Raw genomic sequence first — 18,839 nt, 5'->3', positions numbered from 1 at the left:
CAGCCCCAGCGCCGCATCTACTCCCCGGCTTGATTCGGCCCTGTATGGGCCGGGCGGTCTGTGTCGGTTTCGCGCGGCTGTATTTCCGTGAGGTGGCGACACGCCCGACCGCGTGGGTCGGAGAGGTCGGGAAACCGGCAGGTCACAGCCTCGCCTGAGGCTGGGATTGCAGCATTAAGACTTACCGGCTTGGTACGAGGAAGACGGAGACGCGGTGCCCACGATCCAGCAGCTGGTCCGAAAGGGCCGGACGGACAAGGTGACCAAGAACAAGACGCCCGCGCTGAAGGACAGCCCCCAGCGGCGGGGCGTCTGCACGCGCGTCTACACGACGACGCCCAAGAAGCCGAACTCCGCGCTTCGGAAGGTCGCCCGTGTCCGGCTGACCAGTGGGATCGAGGTCACGGCCTACATCCCGGGTGTCGGGCACAACCTGCAGGAGCACTCGATCGTGCTCGTGCGCGGCGGTCGTGTGAAGGACCTCCCGGGTGTTCGCTACAAGATCATCCGCGGTTCGCTCGACACGCAGGGCGTCCGCAACCGCAAGCAGGCGCGCAGCAAGTACGGCGCGAAGAAGGAGAAGAGCTGATGCCGCGCAAGGGCCCCGCTGGCAAGCGCCAGCTGATCGCTGACCCGGTGTACAACTCGCCGCTGGTCACCGCGCTCATCAACAAGATTCTCCTGGACGGCAAGCGTTCGATCGCGCAGAGCATCGTGTACGACGCTCTGGAGGGCGCCCGCGAGAAGACCGGCAACGACCCGGTCGTCACGCTGAAGCGCGCGCTCGACAACGTCAAGCCGACCCTGGAGGTCCGCAGCCGCCGCGTGGGTGGCGCGACCTACCAGGTCCCGGTCGAGGTGCGGCCGGCCCGCAGCACCACGCTCGCCCTCCGGTGGCTGGTGGTGTACGCCCGGCAGCGCCGCGAGAAGACCATGACCGAGCGGCTGATGAACGAGCTGCTCGACGCCAGCAACGGCCTCGGTGCGTCTGTGAAGAAGCGCGAGGACACGCACAAGATGGCGGAGTCCAACAAGGCCTTCGCCCACTACCGCTGGTAACCCCGGCGGGAATCGCAACGACGAGACGACGCGAGGACGACAGTGGCTACCAAAACCGGTGTAGACCTGGCCAAGGTCCGCAACATCGGGATCATGGCCCATATCGATGCGGGCAAGACCACGACGACCGAGCGGATCCTGTACTACACGGGCATCAGCTACAAGATCGGCGAGGTCCACGACGGCGCGGCCACCATGGACTGGATGGAGCAGGAACAGGAGCGGGGGATCACCATCACCTCCGCCGCCACCACCTGCCACTGGCCCGTGGACGACGACGATCACACGATCAACATCATCGACACTCCGGGGCACGTCGACTTCACCGTTGAGGTGGAGCGCAACCTGCGGGTGCTCGATGGCGCGGTCGCGGTGTTCGACGGAGTCGCCGGCGTGGAGCCCCAGTCCGAGACGGTGTGGCGCCAGGCCGACCGGTACGGCGTGCCCCGCATGTGCTTCGTCAACAAGCTCGACCGCGTCGGCGCGGAGTTCCACCGCTGCGTCGACATGATCGAGAACCGGCTGAACGCGACGCCGCTCCCGCTGCAGCTGCCGATCGGCGCCGAGGCCGACTTCAAGGGCGTCGTCGACCTCGTGACGATGAAGGCCCTGGTCTGGAACGAAGAGGCCAAGCTCGGCGAGATGTACGACACCCTCGACATCCCCGAGACGCACGCCGAGACGGCGCGCGAGTGGCACGACAAGCTGGTCGAGACCCTCGCCGAGAACGACGACGAGATCATGGAGCTGTACCTGGAGGGCGAGGAGCCCACGGTCGAGCAGCTCTACGCCGGCATCCGCCGCGCGACGATCGCCGCGAAGCTCACCCCGGTGATGTGCGGCACGGCCTTCAAGAACAAGGGCGTGCAGCCGCTGCTGGACGCGATCGTCCGGTACCTGCCCTCCCCGATGGACGTCGAGGCCATCGAGGGCCACGCCGTCCGCGACGAGGAGAAGGTGCTCACCCGGAAGCCGAGCGAGGAGGAGCCGTTCTCCGCGCTGGCGTTCAAGATCATGAGCGACCCGCACCTGGGCAAGCTCACCTTCGTGCGCGTCTACTCGGGCGTCATGGAGTCCGGGTCGAACGTGATGAACTCCGTCAAGGAGCGCAAGGAGCGCATCGGCAAGATCTACCGGATGCACGCCAACAAGCGCACCGAGATCGAGCGCGCCGGCGCCGGTGACATCGTCGCGGTGATGGGGCTCAAGCAGACCACCACCGGCGAGACGCTGTGCGACGACAAGAACCCGATCGTGCTGGAGTCGATGAACTTCCCGGCACCGGTCATTCACGTCGCGATCGAGCCGAAGACGAAGGCCGACCAGCAGAAGCTGAGCACCGCGATCCAGCGGCTGGCCGAGGAGGACCCGTCCTTCACGGTCCGCACCGACGATGACACGGGCCAGACCGTGATCTCCGGCATGGGCGAGCTCCACCTGGAGATCCTCGTCGACCGGATGAAGCGCGAGTTCAAGGTCGACGCCAACGTCGGCAAGCCGCAGGTCGCCTACCGCGAGACGATCAGCAAGCGGGTCGAGAAGGTCGAGTACACCCACAAGAAGCAGACGGGTGGCTCCGGCCAGTTCGGCCGCGTGATCATCGACCTGGAGCCGCTGGGCGGCGGGTCCGACGGCTACGAGTTCGTCAACAAGGTCACCGGTGGCCGCATCCCGCGGGAGTACATCCCTTCGGTCGACGCGGGCTGCCAGGAGGCCGCCGAGTTCGGTGTCCTCGCCGGCTACCCGATGGTGGGCGTCAAGGTCACTTTGCAGGATGGCGCCTACCACGAGGTCGACTCGTCGGAAATGGCGTTCAAGGTCGCCGGTTCCATGGCGTTCAAGGAGGCCGCCCGCAAGGCGTCCCCCACGCTGCTGGAGCCGATGATGGCGGTCGAGGTCACCACGCCCGAGGAGAACATGGGCGACGTGATCGGCGACCTCAACAGCCGCCGCGGTCAGGTCCAGTCCATGGACGAGCGGCACGGCATGCGCGTCATCAAGGCGCTTGTGCCCCTGTCCGAGATGTTCGGCTACGTGGGTGATCTGCGAAGCAAGACCCAGGGCCGGGCTGTTTTCGTCATGCAGTTCGACTCCTACGCCGAGGTTCCCACGAACGTCGCGCAGGAGATCATCGCCAAGGCGCGGGGCGAATAACCACCGGGCCTGCCCACAGATCACCAAGACGTACATCGAAGCGGTCGTCTAAACGGCCGAGGATCGCAACAAGGAGCAACCAGTGGCGAAGGCCAAGTTCGAGCGGACGAAGCCGCACGTGAACATCGGCACCATTGGACACATCGACCACGGTAAGACCACCCTTACCGCGGCGATCACCAAGGTGCTCCACGACAAGTACCCGGACCTCAACCCCTTCACGCCGTTCGAGGACATCGACAAGGCGCCGGAGGAGCGCGAGCGCGGCATCACCATCTCGATCGCGCACGTCGAGTACCAGACCGAGGCCCGGCACTACGCGCACGTGGACTGCCCGGGTCACGCGGACTACATCAAGAACATGATCACCGGTGCGGCGCAGATGGACGGCGCCATCCTGGTGGTGGCCGCGACCGACGGCCCGATGCCGCAGACCAAGGAGCACGTGCTCCTGGCCCGCCAGGTCGGCGTGCCCTACATCGTCGTCGCGCTGAACAAGTGCGACATGGTGGACGACGAGGAGATCCTGGAGCTCGTCGAGCTCGAGGTCCGCGAGCTGCTCACCGAGTACGAGTTCCCGGGCGACGACCTGCCCGTCATCCGCGTGTCCGCCTTCCAGGCCCTGCAGGGCGACGAGGCGTGGGGCGAGAAGATCGTCGAGCTGATGACCGCCGTCGACGAGAACGTGCCGGAGCCGGTCCGCGACATCGACAAGCCGTTCCTGATGCCGATCGAGGACGTCTTCTCGATCACCGGCCGCGGCACGGTCGTCACCGGCCGCGTCGAGCGCGGTGTCGTCAACGTCAACGAGACCGTCGACATCATCGGCATCAAGGAGAAGTCGACGACCACCACGGTCACCGGCGTCGAGATGTTCCGCAAGCTGCTCGACCAGGGCCAGGCGGGCGACAACGTCGGCCTGCTCCTGCGCGGCATCAAGCGCGAGGACGTCGAGCGCGGCCAGTGCGTCATCAAGCCGGGCACCACGACCCCGCACACCGAGTTCGAGGCGCAGGTCTACATCCTGTCCAAGGACGAGGGCGGCCGCCACACGCCGTTCTTCAACAACTACCGCCCGCAGTTCTACTTCCGCACCACGGACGTGACCGGCGTGGTGAACCTGCCCGAGGGCACCGAGATGGTCATGCCGAGCGACAACACCGAGATGCGCGTCGAGCTGATCCAGCCCGTCGCCATGGAGGAGGGCCTGAAGTTCGCCATCCGCGAGGGTGGCCGGACGGTCGGCTCGGGTCGCGTCACCAAGGTCATCAAGTAACACCACTCTCGTGTGCGGCGGCCCGGCCGCTGGGAGACCGAAGCCGGGCCGCCGCATCACGACCACCGAAGTAAACAGCGGCACTACAGCAAAGGACACCGAGGCCACCATGGCGGGACAGAAGATCCGCATCCGGCTCAAGGCCTACGACCACGAGGTCATCGACACCTCGGCGAAGAAGATCGTTGAGACGGTGACGCGGACGGGCGCCAAGGTCGCGGGCCCGGTGCCGCTGCCGACCGAGAAGAACGTGTACTGCGTCATCCGCTCGCCGCACAAGTACAAGGACAGCCGCGAGCACTTCGAGATGCGCACGCACAAGCGGTTGATCGACATCATCGACCCGACGCCCAAGACGGTCGACTCGCTGATGCGGCTCGACCTTCCGGCCGGCGTTGACATCGAGATCAAGCTCTGAGGGACGCACCGACAATGAGTAAGCAGAGGAAGGGCGTCCTGGGCGAGAAGCTCGGCATGACCCAGGTCTTCGACGATGAGGGCCGGATCGTTCCGGTGACCGTCGTCCAGGCCGGGCCGTGTGTCGTCACCCAGCTCCGCAGCCAGGAGAAGGACGGCTACACCGCCGTCCAGCTCGGCTTCGGGCAGATCGACCCGCGCAAGGTGAACAAGCCGCGCACGGGTCACTTCGAGAAGGCCGGCGTCACGCCGCGCCGCTATCTCGTCGAACTGCGGGCGGACGACACCACCGAGTACGAACTCGGCCAGGAGATCACCGCCAGCGTCTTCGAGGCCGGCCAGAAGATCGACGTCACCGGTACGAGCAAGGGCAAGGGCACCGCCGGTGTCATGAAGCGCCACGGCTTCAAGGGCCTCAGCGCCTCGCACGGCACCCAGCGCAAGCACCGCTCACCGGGTTCGATCGGCGGCTGCGCGACCCCCGGTCGCGTCTTCAAGGGCCTTCGCATGGCGGGACGGCACGGCAACGCCCGTACCACCGTGCAGAACCTGACCGTCCACGCCATCGACGCGGAGAAGAACCTGCTGCTCATCAAGGGCGCGGTTCCCGGTCCCAACGGCGGCGTGGTGCTGGTCCGCGACGCAGTGAAGGGAGCGGGCAAGTGACGACGAAGCTCGACATCGACCTGCCCGCCGAGGTCTTCGACGCGAAGACCAGCGTGCCGCTGATCCACCAGGTCGTGGTGGCGCAGCTGGCCGCGGCGCGGCAGGGCACGCACTCGACCAAGACCCGCGGCGACGTCCGCGGCGGCGGCAAGAAGCCGTACCGGCAGAAGGGCACCGGCCGGGCCCGGCAGGGCTCGATCCGCGCTCCCCAGTTCGCCGGCGGCGGCGTCGTGCACGGCCCGCAGCCGCGGGACTACTCGCAGAAGACGCCCAAGAAGATGAAGGCGGCCGCGCTGCGCGGCGCCCTGTCGGACCGCGCGCGGTTCGGCCGGGTGCACGTGGTGGACGGCCTCATCGAGGGCGACACCCCGAAGACGAAGACGGCGCTGAAGGCGCTGCGCGAGGTCACCCAGGCCAAGCGCGTCCTCCTGGTCCTGGACCGCGAGGACGACCTGACCTGGAAGAGCCTGCGCAACGAGCCGAGTGTGCATGTGCTCGTCTCCGACCAGCTCAACACCTACGACGTGCTGGTGAACGACGACGTGGTCTTCACGAAGACGGCCTACGACGCGTTCATCTCGCGCGCGGCGAAGAAGTAAGGAGGGTCGCCATGAACAAGATCGCCGACCCCCGCGACATCATCATCGCGCCGGTCGTCTCGGAGAAGAGCTACGGGCTGCTGGACGAGAACAAGTACACCTTCATCGTCCGCCCGGACGCCAACAAGACGCAGATCAAGCAGGCCGTCGAGTCGGTGTTCGGCGTCAAGGTGACGAACGTGAACACGCTCAACCGGCAGGGCAAGCGCAAGCGCACACGGTTCGGCTACGGCAAGCGCAAGGACACCAAGCGCGCCATCGTCAGCCTGGCCGAGGGCGAGCGGATCGACATCTTCGGAGGCCCGGCCTAGAAGGCCGGGGCCCGAAGCAGACAAGGGATGAACGAATAAGATGGGCATCCGTAACTACAAGCCGACGACTCCGGGTCGTCGCGGCTCCAGCGTGGCCGACTTCGTCGAGGTCACACGCAGTGAGCCCGAGAAGTCGCTGCTGCGTCCGCTCCCCAAGAAGGGCGGCCGCAACAACCACGGCCGCATCACGACCAGGCACCAGGGCGGCGGGCACAAGCGCGCCTACCGCGTGATCGACTTCCGCCGGCACGACAAGGACGGCGTCCCGGCGAAGGTCGCGCACATCGAGTACGACCCGAACCGCACCGCGCGGATCGCGCTGCTGCACTACGTGGACGGCGAGAAGCGCTACATCCTCGCCCCGCGCGGCCTGAAGCAGGGCGACCGGGTCGAGAACGGGCCGGGCGCCGACATCAAGCCGGGCAACTGCCTGCCGCTGCGCAACATCCCGACGGGTACCGTCATCCACGCCATCGAGCTGCGGCCCGGCGGCGGCGCCAAGATCGCCCGCAGTGCGGGCGCCGGCGTCCAGCTGCTGGCCAAGGAGGGCAAGTACGCCACGCTGCGCATGCCGTCCGGTGAGATGCGGATGGTGGACGTGCGGTGCCGCGCGACGGTCGGCGAGGTCGGCAACGCCGAGCAGTCGAACATCAGCTGGGGCAAGGCCGGCCGCATGCGCTGGAAGGGCAAGCGCCCCACCGTCCGCGGTGTGGCCATGAACCCGATCGACCACCCGCACGGTGGTGGTGAGGGCAAGACCTCCGGTGGCCGGCACCCGGTGAACCCGGCCGGCAAGAAGGAAGGCCGCACTCGCCAGGCGAACAAGTCGAGCGACCGGCTGATCGTCCGTCGTCGCAGCAAGAAGAAGCGGTAGGAGTCGCTCGTCATGCCACGTAGCCTTAAGAAGGGCCCGTTCGTGGACGACCACCTGATGAAGAAGGTGGACACGCAGAACGAAAAGGGCACCAAGAACGTCATCAAGACGTGGTCGCGGCGCTCCATGATCGTGCCGGACATGATCGGTCACACGATCGCCGTGCACGACGGCCGCAAGCACGTCCCGGTGTTCATCACCGACGCCATGGTGGGGCACAAGCTCGGCGAGTTCGCGCCGACGCGGACGTTCCGCAGCCATGTCAAGGAAGACCGCCGCAGCCGCCGAGGCTGAGCAGGCAGTAATCGTACGGAGAGGAACAGCGATGGAAGCCAGGGCCCAGGCGCGGTTCATCCGCGTCACGCCCAGGAAGGCCCGCCGCGTGGTGGACCTCATCCGCGGCCTGCCTGCCGCGGAGGCTCAGGCGGTGCTGCGGTTCGCCCCCCAGGCTGCGAGTGAGCCTGTGGGCAAGGTGCTGGCGAGTGCCATCGCCAACGCCGAACACAACTTCAAGCTCGACTCGGACACGCTGGTCGTGAGCCGTGCGTGGGTCGACGAGGGGCCGACGCTCAAGCGTTTCCGCCCCCGCGCCCAGGGCCGGGCTTACCGCATCAACAAGCGCACGAGCCACATCACAGTGGTCGTGGAGTCGCGGGACGAGGCTTCGGCCGGTGCCGGCGGTAAGAAGACGAGGAGGGCCCGGTAGTGGGTCAGAAGATCAACCCGCACGGGTTCCGGCTCGGCATCACCACCGACCACAAGTCCGTGTGGTTCGCCGACAAGCTCTACAAGGACTACGTCAAGGAAGACGTCCAGATCCGGCGCATGCTGCAGAAGGGCATGGACCGGGCGGGCATCTCCAAGGTGGAGATCGAGCGGACCCGTGACCGTGTAGAGGTCAACATCCACACCGCCCGGCCGGGCATCGTCATCGGCCGCCGCGGCGCGGAGGCCGAGCGCCTCCGCGGCGACCTGGAGAAGCTGACCGGCAAGCAGGTCCGGCTGAACATCCTCGAGGTGAAGAACCCCGAGATCGACGCGCAGCTCGTCGCGCAGGGCGTGGCCGAGCAGCTGTCCAGCCGGGTCGCGTTCCGCCGCGCCATGCGCAAGGCGATCCAGTCGGCGATGAAGTCGGGCGCCAAGGGCATCAAGGTGCAGTGCGGCGGCCGTCTCGGCGGCGCCGAGATGTCGCGGTCGGAGTTCTACCGCGAGGGCCAGGTCCCGCTGCACACGCTGCGCGCCGACATCGACTACGGCTTCTACGAGGCCCGGACGACGTTCGGCCGCATCGGCGTCAAGGTGTGGATCTACAAGGGCGAGGCCGCGTCGACCCGCGCCGAGCGCGAGCAGCAGGCCGCGCAGCAGCGTGCGGCCGGCGGCGGCGGTGGCCGTGAGCGTCGCGGTGACCGCCGCGGCGGTGGCGGCGGTGGCCGCGGTGGCCGTGGCGGCCGCGGCGGCGCCGGTGGCGAGCGCGCCGGCGGCGGCGAGCGCGGTGGCGCACCGAAGAAGCAGCAGAGTTCCGAGCAGCCGGCGCAGACGGCCGAAGCTGCTCCGCAGGGTGAGGGGAGCTGAGTAACCCATGCTGATCCCTCGCAAGGTCAAGCACCGCAAGCAGCACCACCCGAAGCGCAGGGGCATGGCCAAGGGCGGGACCAGGGTGACGTTCGGCGAGTACGGCATCCAGGCCGTCGAGAGCGCGTACGTGACCAACCGGCAGATCGAGGCCGCTCGTATCGCGATGACGCGGCACATCAAGCGCGGCGGCAAGGTCTGGATCAACATCTTCCCGGACCGTCCGCTGACCAAGAAGCCCGCCGAGACCCGCATGGGTTCCGGTAAGGGCTCGGTCGAGTGGTGGGTCGCCAACGTGAAGCCGGGTCGGGTGCTGTTCGAGCTCTCCTACCCGAACGAGGAGGTCGCTCGCGCGGCCCTCACGCGTGCGATCCACAAGCTTCCAATGAAGTGCAAGATCGTTAAGCGGGAAGTGGGTGAGGGCTGATGGCCAAGGGACTTGCCGCCGACGACCTGCGGACCGAGCCCGAGGACGTCCTGGTCACCAAGCTCAAGGAAGCCAAGGAGGAGCTGTTCAACCTCCGCTTCCAGGCCGCGACCGGCCAGCTTGAGAGCCACGGGCGGCTGCGCACCGTGAAGCGCGAGATCGCCCGCATCTACACCGTGATGCGGGAGCGCGAGCTCGGCATCGTCACGGTCGATGACGCCGTGGAGGACGACGAATGACCGACCAGCAGACCGACAAGCGGGTCGCCCGCAAGGTCCTTGAGGGCCTCGTGGTCAGCGACAAGATGGACAAGACCGTGGTCGTGTCCGTCGAGGACCGCGTGACCCACCGCAGGTACCACAAGGTGATCCGCCGTACGAAGAACTACAAGGCGCACGACGAGGCCAACGAGTGTGGTGTCGGCGACCGCGTCCGTCTCATGGAGACCCGGCCGCTGTCGGCCACCAAGCGGTGGCGTGTGGTCGAGGTCCTCGAGAAGGCCAAGTAATTACTGGTTCCACCAGGCTGATCGCCGGCGCCCGCCGGGCGCGGCGATCAGAACCGGTGTGACGAACAGGAGTTGACGTGATCCAGCAGGAGTCGCGACTCAAGGTCGCCGACAACACGGGTGCGAAGGAGATCCTCTGCATCCGGGTTCTCGGCGGCTCGGGTCGGCGCTACGCGGGAGTCGGCGATGTCATCGTCGCGACGGTGAAGGACGCCCTTCCCGCCGCCGGCGTGAAGAAGGGTGACGTCGTCAAGGCCGTCGTCGTGCGCACCCGCAAGGAGCGCCGGCGCCCGGACGGCTCCTACATCCGCTTCGACGAGAACGCCGCCGTTCTGATCAAGGACGGTGGCGACCCCCGCGGCACCCGTATCTTCGGCCCGGTGGGCCGCGAACTGCGCGAGAAGAAGTTCATGCGCATCATCTCGCTCGCGCCGGAGGTGCTCTGATGAAGATTCGTAAGGGCGACGAGGTGATCGTCCTCGCCGGCAAGGACAAGGGTGCGACGGGCAAGGTCCTGCGCGTCCTTCCGCGCGCCGAGCGCGTGGTCGTCGAGGGCGTCAACCTCATGACCAAGAACGTCAAGGCCGACCAGCAGCGTGCCGGCAGGGAAAGCGGTCGCATCACGATGGAGGCGCCGCTGCACGTCAGCAACGTCGCGATCGTCGAGGACGGCAAGCCGGTCCGGGTCGGTTACCGCATCAACGAGGACGGCACGAAGGTCCGGATCTCGCGCCGTAGCGGTAAGGAGATCTGAGACCGATGACCGACACCGTCACCGAGACGCAGACCGACGCCCGCCCCGTCCCCAAGCCGCGGCTGAAGCTCCGCTACCGCGAGGAGATCGCGGGGCAGATGCGCGAGCAGTTCGGCTACGCCAACGTCATGCAGATCCCCACGCTGACCAAGATCGTGGTCAACATGGGCGTCGGCGACGCGGCCAAGGACGCCAAGCTGATCGAGGGCGCGATCCGCGACCTGTCGCTGATCACCGGCCAGAAGCCGGCCGTGAACCGGGCCAAGAAGTCCATCGCCCAGTTCAAGCTGCGCGAGGGCATGCCGATCGGCGCGCACGCCACGCTGCGCGGCGACCGGATGTGGGAGTTCCTGGACCGGCTGCTCGCGACCGCGCTGCCCCGTATCCGTGACTTCCGCGGCCTGTCGCCGAAGCAGTTCGACGGCAACGGCAACTACACCTTCGGGCTGACCGAGCAGGTCATGTTCCACGAGGTCGACCCGGACAAGGTCGACCGGCAGCGGGGCATGGACATCACGGTCGTGACGACCGCGAAGAACGACGACGAGGGCCGGGCGCTGCTCAAGCTCCTGGGCTTCCCCTTCAAGGAGAGCTGAGCACATGGCGAAGAAGTCGCTGATCGCCAAGGCGGCGCGGAAGCCGAAGTTCGGCGTGCGCGCCTACACTCGGTGCTCGCGCTGCGGGCGTCCGCGCTCCGTCTACCGGAAGTTCGGCCTGTGCCGCGTGTGCTTCCGGGAGATGGCCCACCGCGGCGAGCTGCCTGGCATCACGAAGTCCAGCTGGTGACCGCGACCCCCGGGGCGATGATCCCCGGGGGCGGACGCCGGCCAGTAATGACCGACCGGGCACCCGCGAGGGTGCCCATGACCGCGCCGAAGGTCCACGGGCCACATCAGCCCGAGGAAACCGCGGCGAGGAGGGCCAGCAGGCCATGACGATGACCGACCCGATCGCAGACATGCTGACGCGTCTGCGGAACGCGAATTCGGCGTACCACGACAGCGTGGCCATGCCGTACTCGAAGATCAAGGCGCACATCGCCGAGATCCTCCAGCAGGAGGGCTACATCTCGGGCTGGACCGTGGAGGACGCCGAGGTCGGCAAGAAGCTCCTGATCGAGCTGAAATTCGGCCCGACCCGGGAGCGTTCGATCGCCGGGATCAAGCGCGTCTCGAAGCCGGGTCTGCGCGTGTACGCGAAGAAGGACAACCTGCCCCGGGTCCTCGGCGGGCTGGGCGTCGCGATCATCTCGACGTCCTCCGGCCTGATGACCGACCGGCAGGCGGGCAAGCGCGGCGTGGGCGGCGAAGTCCTCGCCTACGTCTGGTGAGGGGAGGGTTCTAGAAATGTCTCGAATCGGACGAAACCCCATCACTGTGCCCAGTGGCGTCGAGGTCACCGTCGACGGCCGCGAGGTCACCGTCAAGGGGCCGAAGGGCACGCTGTCGCACACCGTGGTCGAGCCCATCGAGGTTCAGCTGGACGGCGGCACACTGTCGGTGACCCGGCCGAACGACATCAACAAGGTGCGCGGTCTGCACGGGCTCACCCGGACGCTGATCAACAACATGGTCGTCGGTGTGACCGACGGCTACAAGAAGACCCTGGTCATCCAGGGTGTCGGTTACCGTGTGGTGGCCAAGGGCAAGAACCTGGAGTTCTCGCTCGGATACAGCCACCCGATCACCGTCGAGCCGCCCGAGGGCATCAGCTTCACGGTGGAGCGGCCGACCCAGCTGATCGTCGAGGGCATCGACAAGCAGAAGGTCGGCGAGGTCGCCGCCAATATCCGCAAGCTGCGCAAGCCCGACCCGTACAAGGGCAAGGGCGTGCGCTACGAGGGTGAGCAAATCCGCCGCAAGGTCGGAAAGGCTGGTAAGTAGTCATGGCAGGCACCAAGACCCTGGCCGGCAAGGCCACGAGCGGTCGTGTGCTTTCACGGAAGCGCCGGCACCTGCGGGTCCGCAAGAAGGTCCTCGGCAGCGCCGTGCGGCCTCGCCTGGTCGTGACCCGTTCCAGCCGGCACGTGTTCGTCCAGGTCATCGACGACGACAAGGGCCACACGCTGGCCAGCGCGTCGACGATGGAGGCGGACCTGCGCGCCGACTCCGGCGACAAGACGGCCAAGTCCCGCAAGGTCGGCGAGCTGATCGCACGGCGGGCCCAGGAGGCCGGCGTCTCCGCGGTCGTGTTCGACCGCGGCGGCAACAAGTACCACGGTCGCATCGCCGCCGTCGCGGAAGGTGCGCGCGAGGGAGGCCTGAAGGTCTGATGACCGTGGACACGGCAAACGAGAGGAACCACTGATGGCAGCGCAGAGGCGTGGTGGCGGTCAGGGTGGCGACCGTCGCGACCGCCGCGACGACCGCCGCGGTGGCGCCGACAAGGGCCAGTCGTACATCGAGAAGGTCGTGGCGATCAACCGTGTCGCCAAGGTCGTCAAGGGCGGTCGTCGCTTCAGCTTCACCGCCCTGGTGATCGTCGGTGACGGCAACGGCACCGTCGGCGTCGGCTACGGCAAGGCCAAGGAGGTGCCCGCGGCGATCGCCAAGGGCGTCGAGGAGGCCAAGAAGCACTTCTTCAAGGTGCCGCGGATCCAGGGCACCATCCCGCACCTGGTGCAGGCGCGGGACGCGGCGGGCGAGGTCCTGCTGCGTCCGGCGAGCCCCGGTACCGGTGTGATCGCGGGTGGCCCGGTGCGCGCCGTCCTGGAGGCCGCCGGCATCCAGGACGTGCTCAGCAAGTCGCTGGGCAGCGACAACGCGATCAACATCGTGCACGCGACGATCGCCGGTCTGAAGGCGCTCAAGCGTCCCGAGGAGATCGCGGCCAAGCGCGGCCTGCCGATCGAGGACGTCGCCCCCGCGGCGATGCTGCGGGCGCGTGCCGCGGGCAGTGAGCCGAGGCCGGAGGTCGCGAGCTCATGAGCAACCTGAAGATCACGCAGACCAAGTCGGTGATCAGCGAGAAGCAGAACCAGCGTGACACGCTGCGCACCCTCGGCCTGAAGAAGATCGGGCAGAGCGTGGTCCGCGAGGACCGCCCCGAGGTGCTCGGCATGATCCGGACGGTGGCCCACCTGGTCACCGTCGAGGAGGTCGACTGACATGGCGGCTGATCTCGGTAAGAAGGACGTTTCCGAGGGAACCCCGCTCAAGGTGCACGACCTGCGTCCGGCCCCCGGCGCCAAGAAGACCAAGATCCGCAAGGGTCGCGGCGAGGCGTCCAAGGGCAAGACCGCGGGCCGCGGCACCAAGGGCACCAAGGCCCGCAGCACCGTCCCCGTCGGTTTCGAGGGCGGCCAGATGCCGCTGATCCGCCGGGTGCCGAAGCTGAAGGGCTTCAAGAACCCGAATCGGGTCGAGTTCCAGGTCGTGAACCTGGACAAGCTCGCCGCGCTCTACCCCGAGGGCGGCGAGGTCACGGCGGAGGACCTGGCGGCCAGGGGCGCTGTGCGCCGCGGCCGTCCGGTGAAGGTCCTCGGCACCGGCGACATCTCCGTCGCGGTTCAGGTGAAGGCGCACGCCTTCTCCGGATCCGCCAAGGAGAAGATCGCCGCCGCCGGTGGAACCGCCGACGAGCTGTAGGAAGAGACACCTTGATACCGGGGCCGTGTTCGCCGTGCGCCGGGGGCCGTGAGGTCCCGGCGGCGGGCGGGACGGCCCCGGTCCCGTCTGCTGTTAGAGTCACACGGGCGAAGGCGATCCGAGTGAGATTCCGCACTCCGGTATCTCAGCGGGTATCCTCCGCCCGAAATCATGGACCTGTAACCGGCCCCTCGGCGGCCATGAACTCGCCAGTCACGCAGGAGGAATGGTGCTGACCGCGTTCGCTCGGGCTTTCCGTACGCCTGACCTGCGTAAAAAACTGTTGTTCACGTTGTTCATCATCTTGGTGTTCCGGCTCGGGTCGATCGTCCCGACGCCGAACGTCGATGTGGGCGTGCTGAAGGAGACCGCGGACGCGGCCAAAGAGAGCAATCAGCTCTACGGCCTTGTCGATCTGTTCAGCGGCGGCGCGCTGCTGAGGCTGTCGATCTTCGCGCTCGGCATCATGCCCTACATCACGGCGAGCATCATCCTCCAACTGCTCGTGGTGGTGATCCCGCGCCTGGAGGCCCTGAAGAAAGAGGGCCAGGCAGGCACGACGAAGATCACTCAGTACACCCGTTATCTGACGGTCGGGCTGGCGATTCTGCAGGCCACCGGCATTGTGGCGATGGCGAGCACGGGGCAGCTGTTCCAGGGTGTGTCCGGCGCCGGGGACATCCTTTACGAGACGAGCCTCTTCCCGATCATCACGATGGTCATCTGCATGGTGGCGGGCACCACGGTCATCATGTGGCTGGGTGAGCTGATCACCGACCGGGGCGTCGGCAACGGCATGTCGCTGCTGATCTTCACGCAGGTGGTGGCGGTCTTCCCCGCCCAGTTCTGGAGCATCTACAAGGCCAAGGGCGGCCTCGTCTTCGCGATCGTGCTGATCGTCGGCATGGCGATCATGGCCGGTGTCGTGTTCGTCGAGCAGGCGCAGCGGCGAATCCCCGTCCAGTACGCCAAGCGCATGGTGGGCCGCCGCATGTACGGCGGGACGTCGACCTACATCCCGCTGAAGGTCAACCAGGCCGGCATCATCCCCATCATCTTCGCGTCGTCGCTGCTCTACCTGCCGGTTCTGGCGACCCAGCTGTGGCCCGACACCAAGTGGCTGCAGAAGGTCCAGCCGTACCTGCAGCAGGACAACGCCTGGCACATGGCGATCTACTTCGGCTTCATCATCTTCTTCACCTACTTCTACGTGGCGATCACGTTCAACCCCACTGAAGTGGCCGACAACATGAAGAAGTATGGTGGATTCATCCCAGGTATCCGCCCTGGCCGGCCGACCGCCGAGTACCTCGACTTCGTGCTGACCAGGATCACCACACCCGGTGCCCTGTACCTGGGGCTCGTGTCCCTGATTCCGATGGTGGCGTTCGCACTCCTGAACGCGACCCAGGAGTTCCCCTTCGGCGGCGCGAGCATCCTCATCATCGTCGGCGTCGGACTGGATACCGTGAAGCAGATCGAGAGTCAGCTGCAGCAGCGCAACTACGAGGGTTTCCTGCGGTAGTGCGTATCGTCCTGGTGGGCCCCCCTGGAGCGGGCAAGGGGACGCAGGCCCAGTTCATCGCATCTCATCTGTCCATCCCGAAGATCTCGACAGGTGACATTTTCCGCGCCAACGTGAGCGGCGGCACCGAGCTCGGCCGGCAGGCCAAGCAGTTCATGGACCGCGGCGATCTGGTGCCCGACGAGGTAACGATCGCGATGGTGCGCGACCGGCTCGGCGAGGACGACGCCCGCGACGGGTTCCTCCTGGACGGGTTCCCCCGCAACGTCCCGCAGGCGGAGACGTTGAAGAAGATCCTCGCGGAGTGGGACACCCGGCTGGACATGGTCCTGGAGCTGGTGGTCGACGAGGACGAGGTCGTCCGGCGACTGTCGGGCAGGCGCACCTGCGACAAGTGCGGGCGCATCTGGCACGTCGACTTCGACGACAAGCAGGACGACATCTGCGACGACTGCGGCGGACGCCTGTTCCAGCGCGACGACGACAAGGAAGAGGTCGTCATGCATCGCCTGGAGGTCTACAAGCAGGACACGGCCCCGCTGGTGCAGTTCTACGCCGACGAGCACACGCTGGTCGGCATCGACGCGACCGGCCCGGTCGAAGAGGTCACCAAGCGCGCGTTGACCGCGCTCCGCCCGCTGGAGACGTGACGGTGGGACGCGGGGCCGCGCGGCCCCGCGTCCTCCGCTCCGGCCCGTGTGGACCCGTTGTGCGGGCGTGGTGATGCGGGCGGCGTGCTGATGCCGGTGCGGGCGGCCCTGTTCAGGGGGAGAGATGTTCAACAGACGACGTAGGCTCGAGATCCAGATGAAGACCCCGGAGCAGATCGAGCTGATGCGCGCGGCCGGGCTGCTGGTCGGCCGGACGCTGGAGCTTCTGCGGGAGGCCGTCAAGCCGGGCATCACGACCCTGGATCTGGACCGGCTGGCCGAGCGGCACATCCGCGACAACGGCGGCGTCCCCTCCTTCAAGGGCTACCACGGTTTCACCGGGACGATCTGCGCGTCGATCAACGAGGAGATCGTGCACGGCATCCCGGACGCCGGGAAGGTGCTGCGGGACGGCGACGTCATCTCCATCGACTGCGGCGCGATCGTCGAGGGCTGGCACGGCGACGCGGCGATCACCGTCCCGGTGGGGGAGATCACCGCGGAGCTGCGGCGGCTCCTGGAGGTGACCGAGGCGTCCCTGTGGCACGGTCTCGCGGCCGGAACCGCCGGGGCCAGGCTCACGGACATGTCGCACGCGATCGAGGCTCACATCCGCTCTGAGGGCGCCTACGGCATCGTCGAGGGCTACGGCGGCCACGGCATCGGCACCGAGATGCACATGGACCCGCTGATCCCGAACCACGGCGCAGCCGGGCACGGGCCCGTCCTGGAGCCGGGGATGTGCTTCGCGATCGAGCCGATGGTGAACCTCGGCACGAAGGAGGCCGTGGAGCTGGACGACGGCTGGACGGTCGTCACCCTCGACGGGCGTTCCTCGGCGCATTTCGAGCACACGTTCGCGGTCACCCCCGACGGCCCGCGCGTCCTGACGGCCCTGGACGAGGGCCGGGAGTGGTTCGCGAAGCTCGGTGTCGAGGCTTACGCCAAAGATTGAAGGCGTGGCCGGAGGCTCAGCCTGTTCGTCCCTTCATAATGGGAATTGATGCTTCTTGCTGAGCGGAGGAACCATGGCGCCGAACCCTGACTTCCGGGCCTCGGACGCCGACCGCGACCGGGTGGCGGCGAGCCTGCGGGAACACTGCGGCGAGGGCCGGATCACGATGGACGAGCTGCAGGAGCGGCTGGACGCGGTGTACGACGCGAAGACCGTCGGGCAGCTCCAGGAGATCACCGCGGACCTGCCCGAGGAGGACCTCTACCAGCTTCCCGTCCCGGCGTCGCAGGGGAAGAGCACCGCGTCGCCCGCCACGGTCCCGTCGCGGGAGCTTTACATCACCGGCAACCGGGCGATGTGGGCCACGTGGGCGACGGTCAGCGCGATCAACTTCACGGTCTGGCTGATCATCGCGATCTCGGCCGGGTGGGTCTACCCGTGGTGGGTGTGGGTGATAGGACCGTGGGGCGCGGTCCTGCTCATCCGCACGCTCTTCGGCAACCGGCCGGGGGACTGCTGACCGGACGGGTCGCGGGCCACGTCGCCGGGGGTCACTCGACGTCCATCAGGGGGCGGTAGTTCCCGGTCGGGACGAAATGCGTGGTGGCGGTGCCGTCCTCGCCGACGAGGTGGATGGCGAACCCCGCGGGTTCCCCGGTGACCGCGGCGCGCCCGGGCTGGGTCAGGTCGAGGAACAGCTGCCGGTAGGTGCTGGGGCAGGTGGTGCTGACGGTCCCGGCGATGGAGCCGACCGAGCCGCGGTGGACGTGCCCGGAGATCACCCGCACCACCTGCCGGTGCCTGGCGATCACGGACGCGAAGCCGGCGGGGTCGACGAACCGCATGTCGTCGATGAACCGGATCCCGATGGGGAACGGCGGATGATGGGTGGCGACGACCGTCGGGGTGCGGGGTGCGGCGCCGAGCGTCGTGTCGAGCCAGGCGAGCCGGTCCTCGCTCATGTGCCCGTGCGGATGGCCGTCCACGGTGGTGTCGCAGCAGACGAGCCGCACGCCCGCGACGTCGACGGCGTACTGGACGGGGGCCCGTGGAGCGCTCCCCGCCGCCGCGACCGCCGGAACGTCGTTGAAGACCTTGCGCATCTCGTCGCGGTCGTCGTGGATGCCGGGCATCGGGTAGACGGCCATCGGCAGCGGGGACAGCAGCGCGTGCAGGCGGGCGTACTCGGCGGGCCGCCCGCCGTCGGCGAGGTCGCCGGTGAGCACGACGGCGTCGGGGCGGGCGGGCAGCGAGAGCAGGCTCGACACGGCGGCCCGCAGCGCGCGGACCGGCCCGGAACCGTCGTCGACCTGCCCGTCGCGTCCGGCGGCCAGGTGGATATCGCTCAACTGCGCGATGATCGCCATCGATCCTTCCCCCTTGCCCAAGCACATCACGGACCCGCGGCCGAGGCACCCCCCGAACCACCCCCGGGGGTACCGGGACGATCTTCGCGTCCGCACGGCCCCACTGTCGACCCGGCCCCGCCGCAACGCCCCGGACGG

30 protein-coding genes are annotated in these 18,839 nt (G+C 67.6%); 29 read left to right on the top strand and 1 reads right to left on the bottom strand.

Annotated features, from left to right (window positions below; all coding sequences use genetic code 11):
* Positions 1 to 214 precede the first annotated feature (214 nt).
* The 29 genes from rpsL (at position 215) to ACGFIS_RS15825 (ending at position 17,854) form a co-directional block, all read left to right on the top strand.
* Positions 215 to 589 (top strand): 30S ribosomal protein S12, encoded by a 375-nt coding sequence (gene rpsL / locus ACGFIS_RS15965; protein WP_358448900.1) that lies wholly within the window; start codon positions 215 to 217, stop codon positions 587 to 589.
* Positions 589 to 1,059 carry a 30S ribosomal protein S7 gene (rpsG, locus tag ACGFIS_RS15960; protein WP_021597494.1) on the top strand — a complete coding sequence of 157 codons (471 nt, stop codon included), beginning with the start codon at positions 589 to 591 and terminating at the stop codon, positions 1,057 to 1,059. Before rpsL ends, rpsG begins: the two co-directional genes overlap by 1 nt.
* Positions 1,060 to 1,101: 42 nt before the next feature.
* Entirely contained in the window at positions 1,102 to 3,213 is a 2,112-nt protein-coding gene (gene fusA, locus ACGFIS_RS15955; protein WP_392905467.1) for an elongation factor G, read from the top strand.
* Positions 3,214 to 3,295: 82 nt separating this feature from the next.
* Positions 3,296 to 4,489 (top strand): elongation factor Tu, encoded by a 1,194-nt coding sequence (gene tuf / locus ACGFIS_RS15950; RefSeq protein WP_392905465.1) that lies wholly within the window; start codon positions 3,296 to 3,298, stop codon positions 4,487 to 4,489.
* A 109-nt stretch (positions 4,490 to 4,598) separates the two neighbouring features.
* A complete protein-coding gene (gene rpsJ, locus ACGFIS_RS15945; protein WP_018657599.1) occupies positions 4,599 to 4,907 on the top strand; it encodes a 30S ribosomal protein S10 in 309 nt (102 codons plus the stop codon).
* Positions 4,908 to 4,921: 14 nt separating this feature from the next.
* Positions 4,922 to 5,572 (top strand): 50S ribosomal protein L3, encoded by a 651-nt coding sequence (rplC, locus tag ACGFIS_RS15940; protein WP_392905462.1) that lies wholly within the window; start codon positions 4,922 to 4,924, stop codon positions 5,570 to 5,572.
* Positions 5,569 to 6,171, top strand: coding sequence for a 50S ribosomal protein L4 (gene rplD, locus ACGFIS_RS15935; RefSeq protein ID WP_392905459.1), 603 nt, complete (start codon positions 5,569 to 5,571; stop codon positions 6,169 to 6,171). The genes rplC and rplD overlap by 4 nt, the downstream gene beginning before the upstream one ends.
* 11 nt (positions 6,172 to 6,182) lie before the next feature.
* A complete protein-coding gene (rplW, locus tag ACGFIS_RS15930) occupies positions 6,183 to 6,482 on the top strand; it encodes a 50S ribosomal protein L23 (protein WP_392905456.1) in 300 nt (99 codons plus the stop codon).
* Between the two features lie 40 nt (positions 6,483 to 6,522).
* Positions 6,523 to 7,356 (top strand): 50S ribosomal protein L2, encoded by an 834-nt coding sequence (gene rplB, locus ACGFIS_RS15925; protein WP_392905454.1) that lies wholly within the window; start codon positions 6,523 to 6,525, stop codon positions 7,354 to 7,356.
* Between the two features lie 12 nt (positions 7,357 to 7,368).
* Positions 7,369 to 7,650, top strand: a complete 282-nt coding sequence (rpsS, locus tag ACGFIS_RS15920; RefSeq protein WP_358448886.1) for a 30S ribosomal protein S19 — start codon at positions 7,369 to 7,371, stop codon at positions 7,648 to 7,650.
* 31 nt (positions 7,651 to 7,681) lie between these two features.
* On the top strand, positions 7,682 to 8,062 hold the full coding sequence (gene rplV / locus ACGFIS_RS15915) for a 50S ribosomal protein L22 (RefSeq protein ID WP_358448884.1): 381 nt from the start codon (positions 7,682 to 7,684) through the stop codon (positions 8,060 to 8,062).
* Positions 8,062 to 8,928, top strand: a complete 867-nt coding sequence (gene rpsC / locus ACGFIS_RS15910; RefSeq protein WP_392905451.1) for a 30S ribosomal protein S3 — start codon at positions 8,062 to 8,064, stop codon at positions 8,926 to 8,928. The genes rplV and rpsC overlap by 1 nt, the downstream gene beginning before the upstream one ends.
* A 7-nt stretch (positions 8,929 to 8,935) precedes the next feature.
* Positions 8,936 to 9,355, top strand: coding sequence for a 50S ribosomal protein L16 (rplP, locus tag ACGFIS_RS15905; RefSeq protein WP_358448880.1), 420 nt, complete (start codon positions 8,936 to 8,938; stop codon positions 9,353 to 9,355).
* Positions 9,355 to 9,594 carry a 50S ribosomal protein L29 gene (gene rpmC / locus ACGFIS_RS15900; RefSeq protein WP_392905447.1) on the top strand — a complete coding sequence of 80 codons (240 nt, stop codon included), beginning with the start codon at positions 9,355 to 9,357 and terminating at the stop codon, positions 9,592 to 9,594. Before rplP ends, rpmC begins: the two co-directional genes overlap by 1 nt.
* Entirely contained in the window at positions 9,591 to 9,863 is a 273-nt protein-coding gene (gene rpsQ, locus ACGFIS_RS15895; RefSeq protein ID WP_392905444.1) for a 30S ribosomal protein S17, read from the top strand. Before rpmC ends, rpsQ begins: the two co-directional genes overlap by 4 nt.
* 77 nt (positions 9,864 to 9,940) lie before the next feature.
* Positions 9,941 to 10,309 (top strand): 50S ribosomal protein L14, encoded by a 369-nt coding sequence (gene rplN, locus ACGFIS_RS15890; RefSeq protein ID WP_358448874.1) that lies wholly within the window; start codon positions 9,941 to 9,943, stop codon positions 10,307 to 10,309.
* Complete coding sequence (rplX, locus tag ACGFIS_RS15885) at positions 10,309 to 10,617, top strand: 50S ribosomal protein L24 (protein WP_392905440.1); 309 nt, start codon at positions 10,309 to 10,311, stop codon at positions 10,615 to 10,617. Before rplN ends, rplX begins: the two co-directional genes overlap by 1 nt.
* A gap of 5 nt (positions 10,618 to 10,622) precedes the next feature.
* Positions 10,623 to 11,213 carry a 50S ribosomal protein L5 gene (rplE, locus tag ACGFIS_RS15880; protein ID WP_392905438.1) on the top strand — a complete coding sequence of 197 codons (591 nt, stop codon included), beginning with the start codon at positions 10,623 to 10,625 and terminating at the stop codon, positions 11,211 to 11,213.
* Positions 11,214 to 11,217: 4 nt separating this feature from the next.
* Positions 11,218 to 11,403: a type Z 30S ribosomal protein S14 gene (locus ACGFIS_RS15875; RefSeq protein ID WP_018657585.1), complete on the top strand. Its 186-nt coding sequence runs from the start codon at positions 11,218 to 11,220 to the stop codon at positions 11,401 to 11,403.
* 145 nt (positions 11,404 to 11,548) lie between these two features.
* Positions 11,549 to 11,947, top strand: coding sequence for a 30S ribosomal protein S8 (rpsH, locus tag ACGFIS_RS15870; protein ID WP_358448868.1), 399 nt, complete (start codon positions 11,549 to 11,551; stop codon positions 11,945 to 11,947).
* A gap of 16 nt (positions 11,948 to 11,963) precedes the next feature.
* The gene (gene rplF / locus ACGFIS_RS15865) at positions 11,964 to 12,500 is read left to right on the top strand and encodes a 50S ribosomal protein L6 (protein ID WP_392905433.1); all 537 of its coding nucleotides are present in this window, start codon (positions 11,964 to 11,966) and stop codon (positions 12,498 to 12,500) included.
* Positions 12,501 to 12,502: 2 nt separating this feature from the next.
* Complete coding sequence (rplR, locus tag ACGFIS_RS15860; protein WP_392905431.1) at positions 12,503 to 12,889, top strand: 50S ribosomal protein L18; 387 nt, start codon at positions 12,503 to 12,505, stop codon at positions 12,887 to 12,889.
* A gap of 34 nt (positions 12,890 to 12,923) precedes the next feature.
* Positions 12,924 to 13,544 carry a 30S ribosomal protein S5 gene (gene rpsE / locus ACGFIS_RS15855; RefSeq protein WP_373293705.1) on the top strand — a complete coding sequence of 207 codons (621 nt, stop codon included), beginning with the start codon at positions 12,924 to 12,926 and terminating at the stop codon, positions 13,542 to 13,544.
* Positions 13,541 to 13,723, top strand: a complete 183-nt coding sequence (rpmD, locus tag ACGFIS_RS15850) for a 50S ribosomal protein L30 (protein WP_021596720.1) — start codon at positions 13,541 to 13,543, stop codon at positions 13,721 to 13,723. The genes rpsE and rpmD overlap by 4 nt, the downstream gene beginning before the upstream one ends.
* 1 nt (position 13,724) lies before the next feature.
* Positions 13,725 to 14,204, top strand: coding sequence for a 50S ribosomal protein L15 (gene rplO / locus ACGFIS_RS15845; protein ID WP_392905427.1), 480 nt, complete (start codon positions 13,725 to 13,727; stop codon positions 14,202 to 14,204).
* Positions 14,205 to 14,430: 226 nt separating this feature from the next.
* Positions 14,431 to 15,729, top strand: coding sequence for a preprotein translocase subunit SecY (gene secY / locus ACGFIS_RS15840; RefSeq protein ID WP_392905425.1), 1,299 nt, complete (start codon positions 14,431 to 14,433; stop codon positions 15,727 to 15,729).
* Entirely contained in the window at positions 15,729 to 16,379 is a 651-nt protein-coding gene (locus ACGFIS_RS15835) for an adenylate kinase (protein WP_392905422.1), read from the top strand. Before secY ends, ACGFIS_RS15835 begins: the two co-directional genes overlap by 1 nt.
* A gap of 124 nt (positions 16,380 to 16,503) precedes the next feature.
* Complete coding sequence (gene map / locus ACGFIS_RS15830) at positions 16,504 to 17,334, top strand: type I methionyl aminopeptidase (RefSeq protein WP_392905420.1); 831 nt, start codon at positions 16,504 to 16,506, stop codon at positions 17,332 to 17,334.
* 73 nt (positions 17,335 to 17,407) lie between these two features.
* Positions 17,408 to 17,854 carry a DUF1707 domain-containing protein gene (locus tag ACGFIS_RS15825; RefSeq protein WP_392905418.1) on the top strand — a complete coding sequence of 149 codons (447 nt, stop codon included), beginning with the start codon at positions 17,408 to 17,410 and terminating at the stop codon, positions 17,852 to 17,854.
* Positions 17,855 to 17,885: 31 nt separating this feature from the next.
* Here the strand turns inward: ACGFIS_RS15825 and ACGFIS_RS15820 are convergent, their stop codons facing one another.
* Complete coding sequence (locus tag ACGFIS_RS15820; RefSeq protein ID WP_392971381.1) at positions 17,886 to 18,701, bottom strand: phosphodiesterase; 816 nt, start codon at positions 18,699 to 18,701, stop codon at positions 17,886 to 17,888.
* Positions 18,702 to 18,839: the final 138 nt, after the last annotated feature.

The organism is Spirillospora sp. NPDC048824, assembly GCF_043198455.1.
Taxonomy (GTDB): domain Bacteria; phylum Actinomycetota; class Actinomycetes; order Streptosporangiales; family Streptosporangiaceae; genus Spirillospora.
The sequence above is the reverse complement of the archived record's forward strand: the minus strand, read 5'-3'. Positions and strand labels throughout refer to the sequence as shown.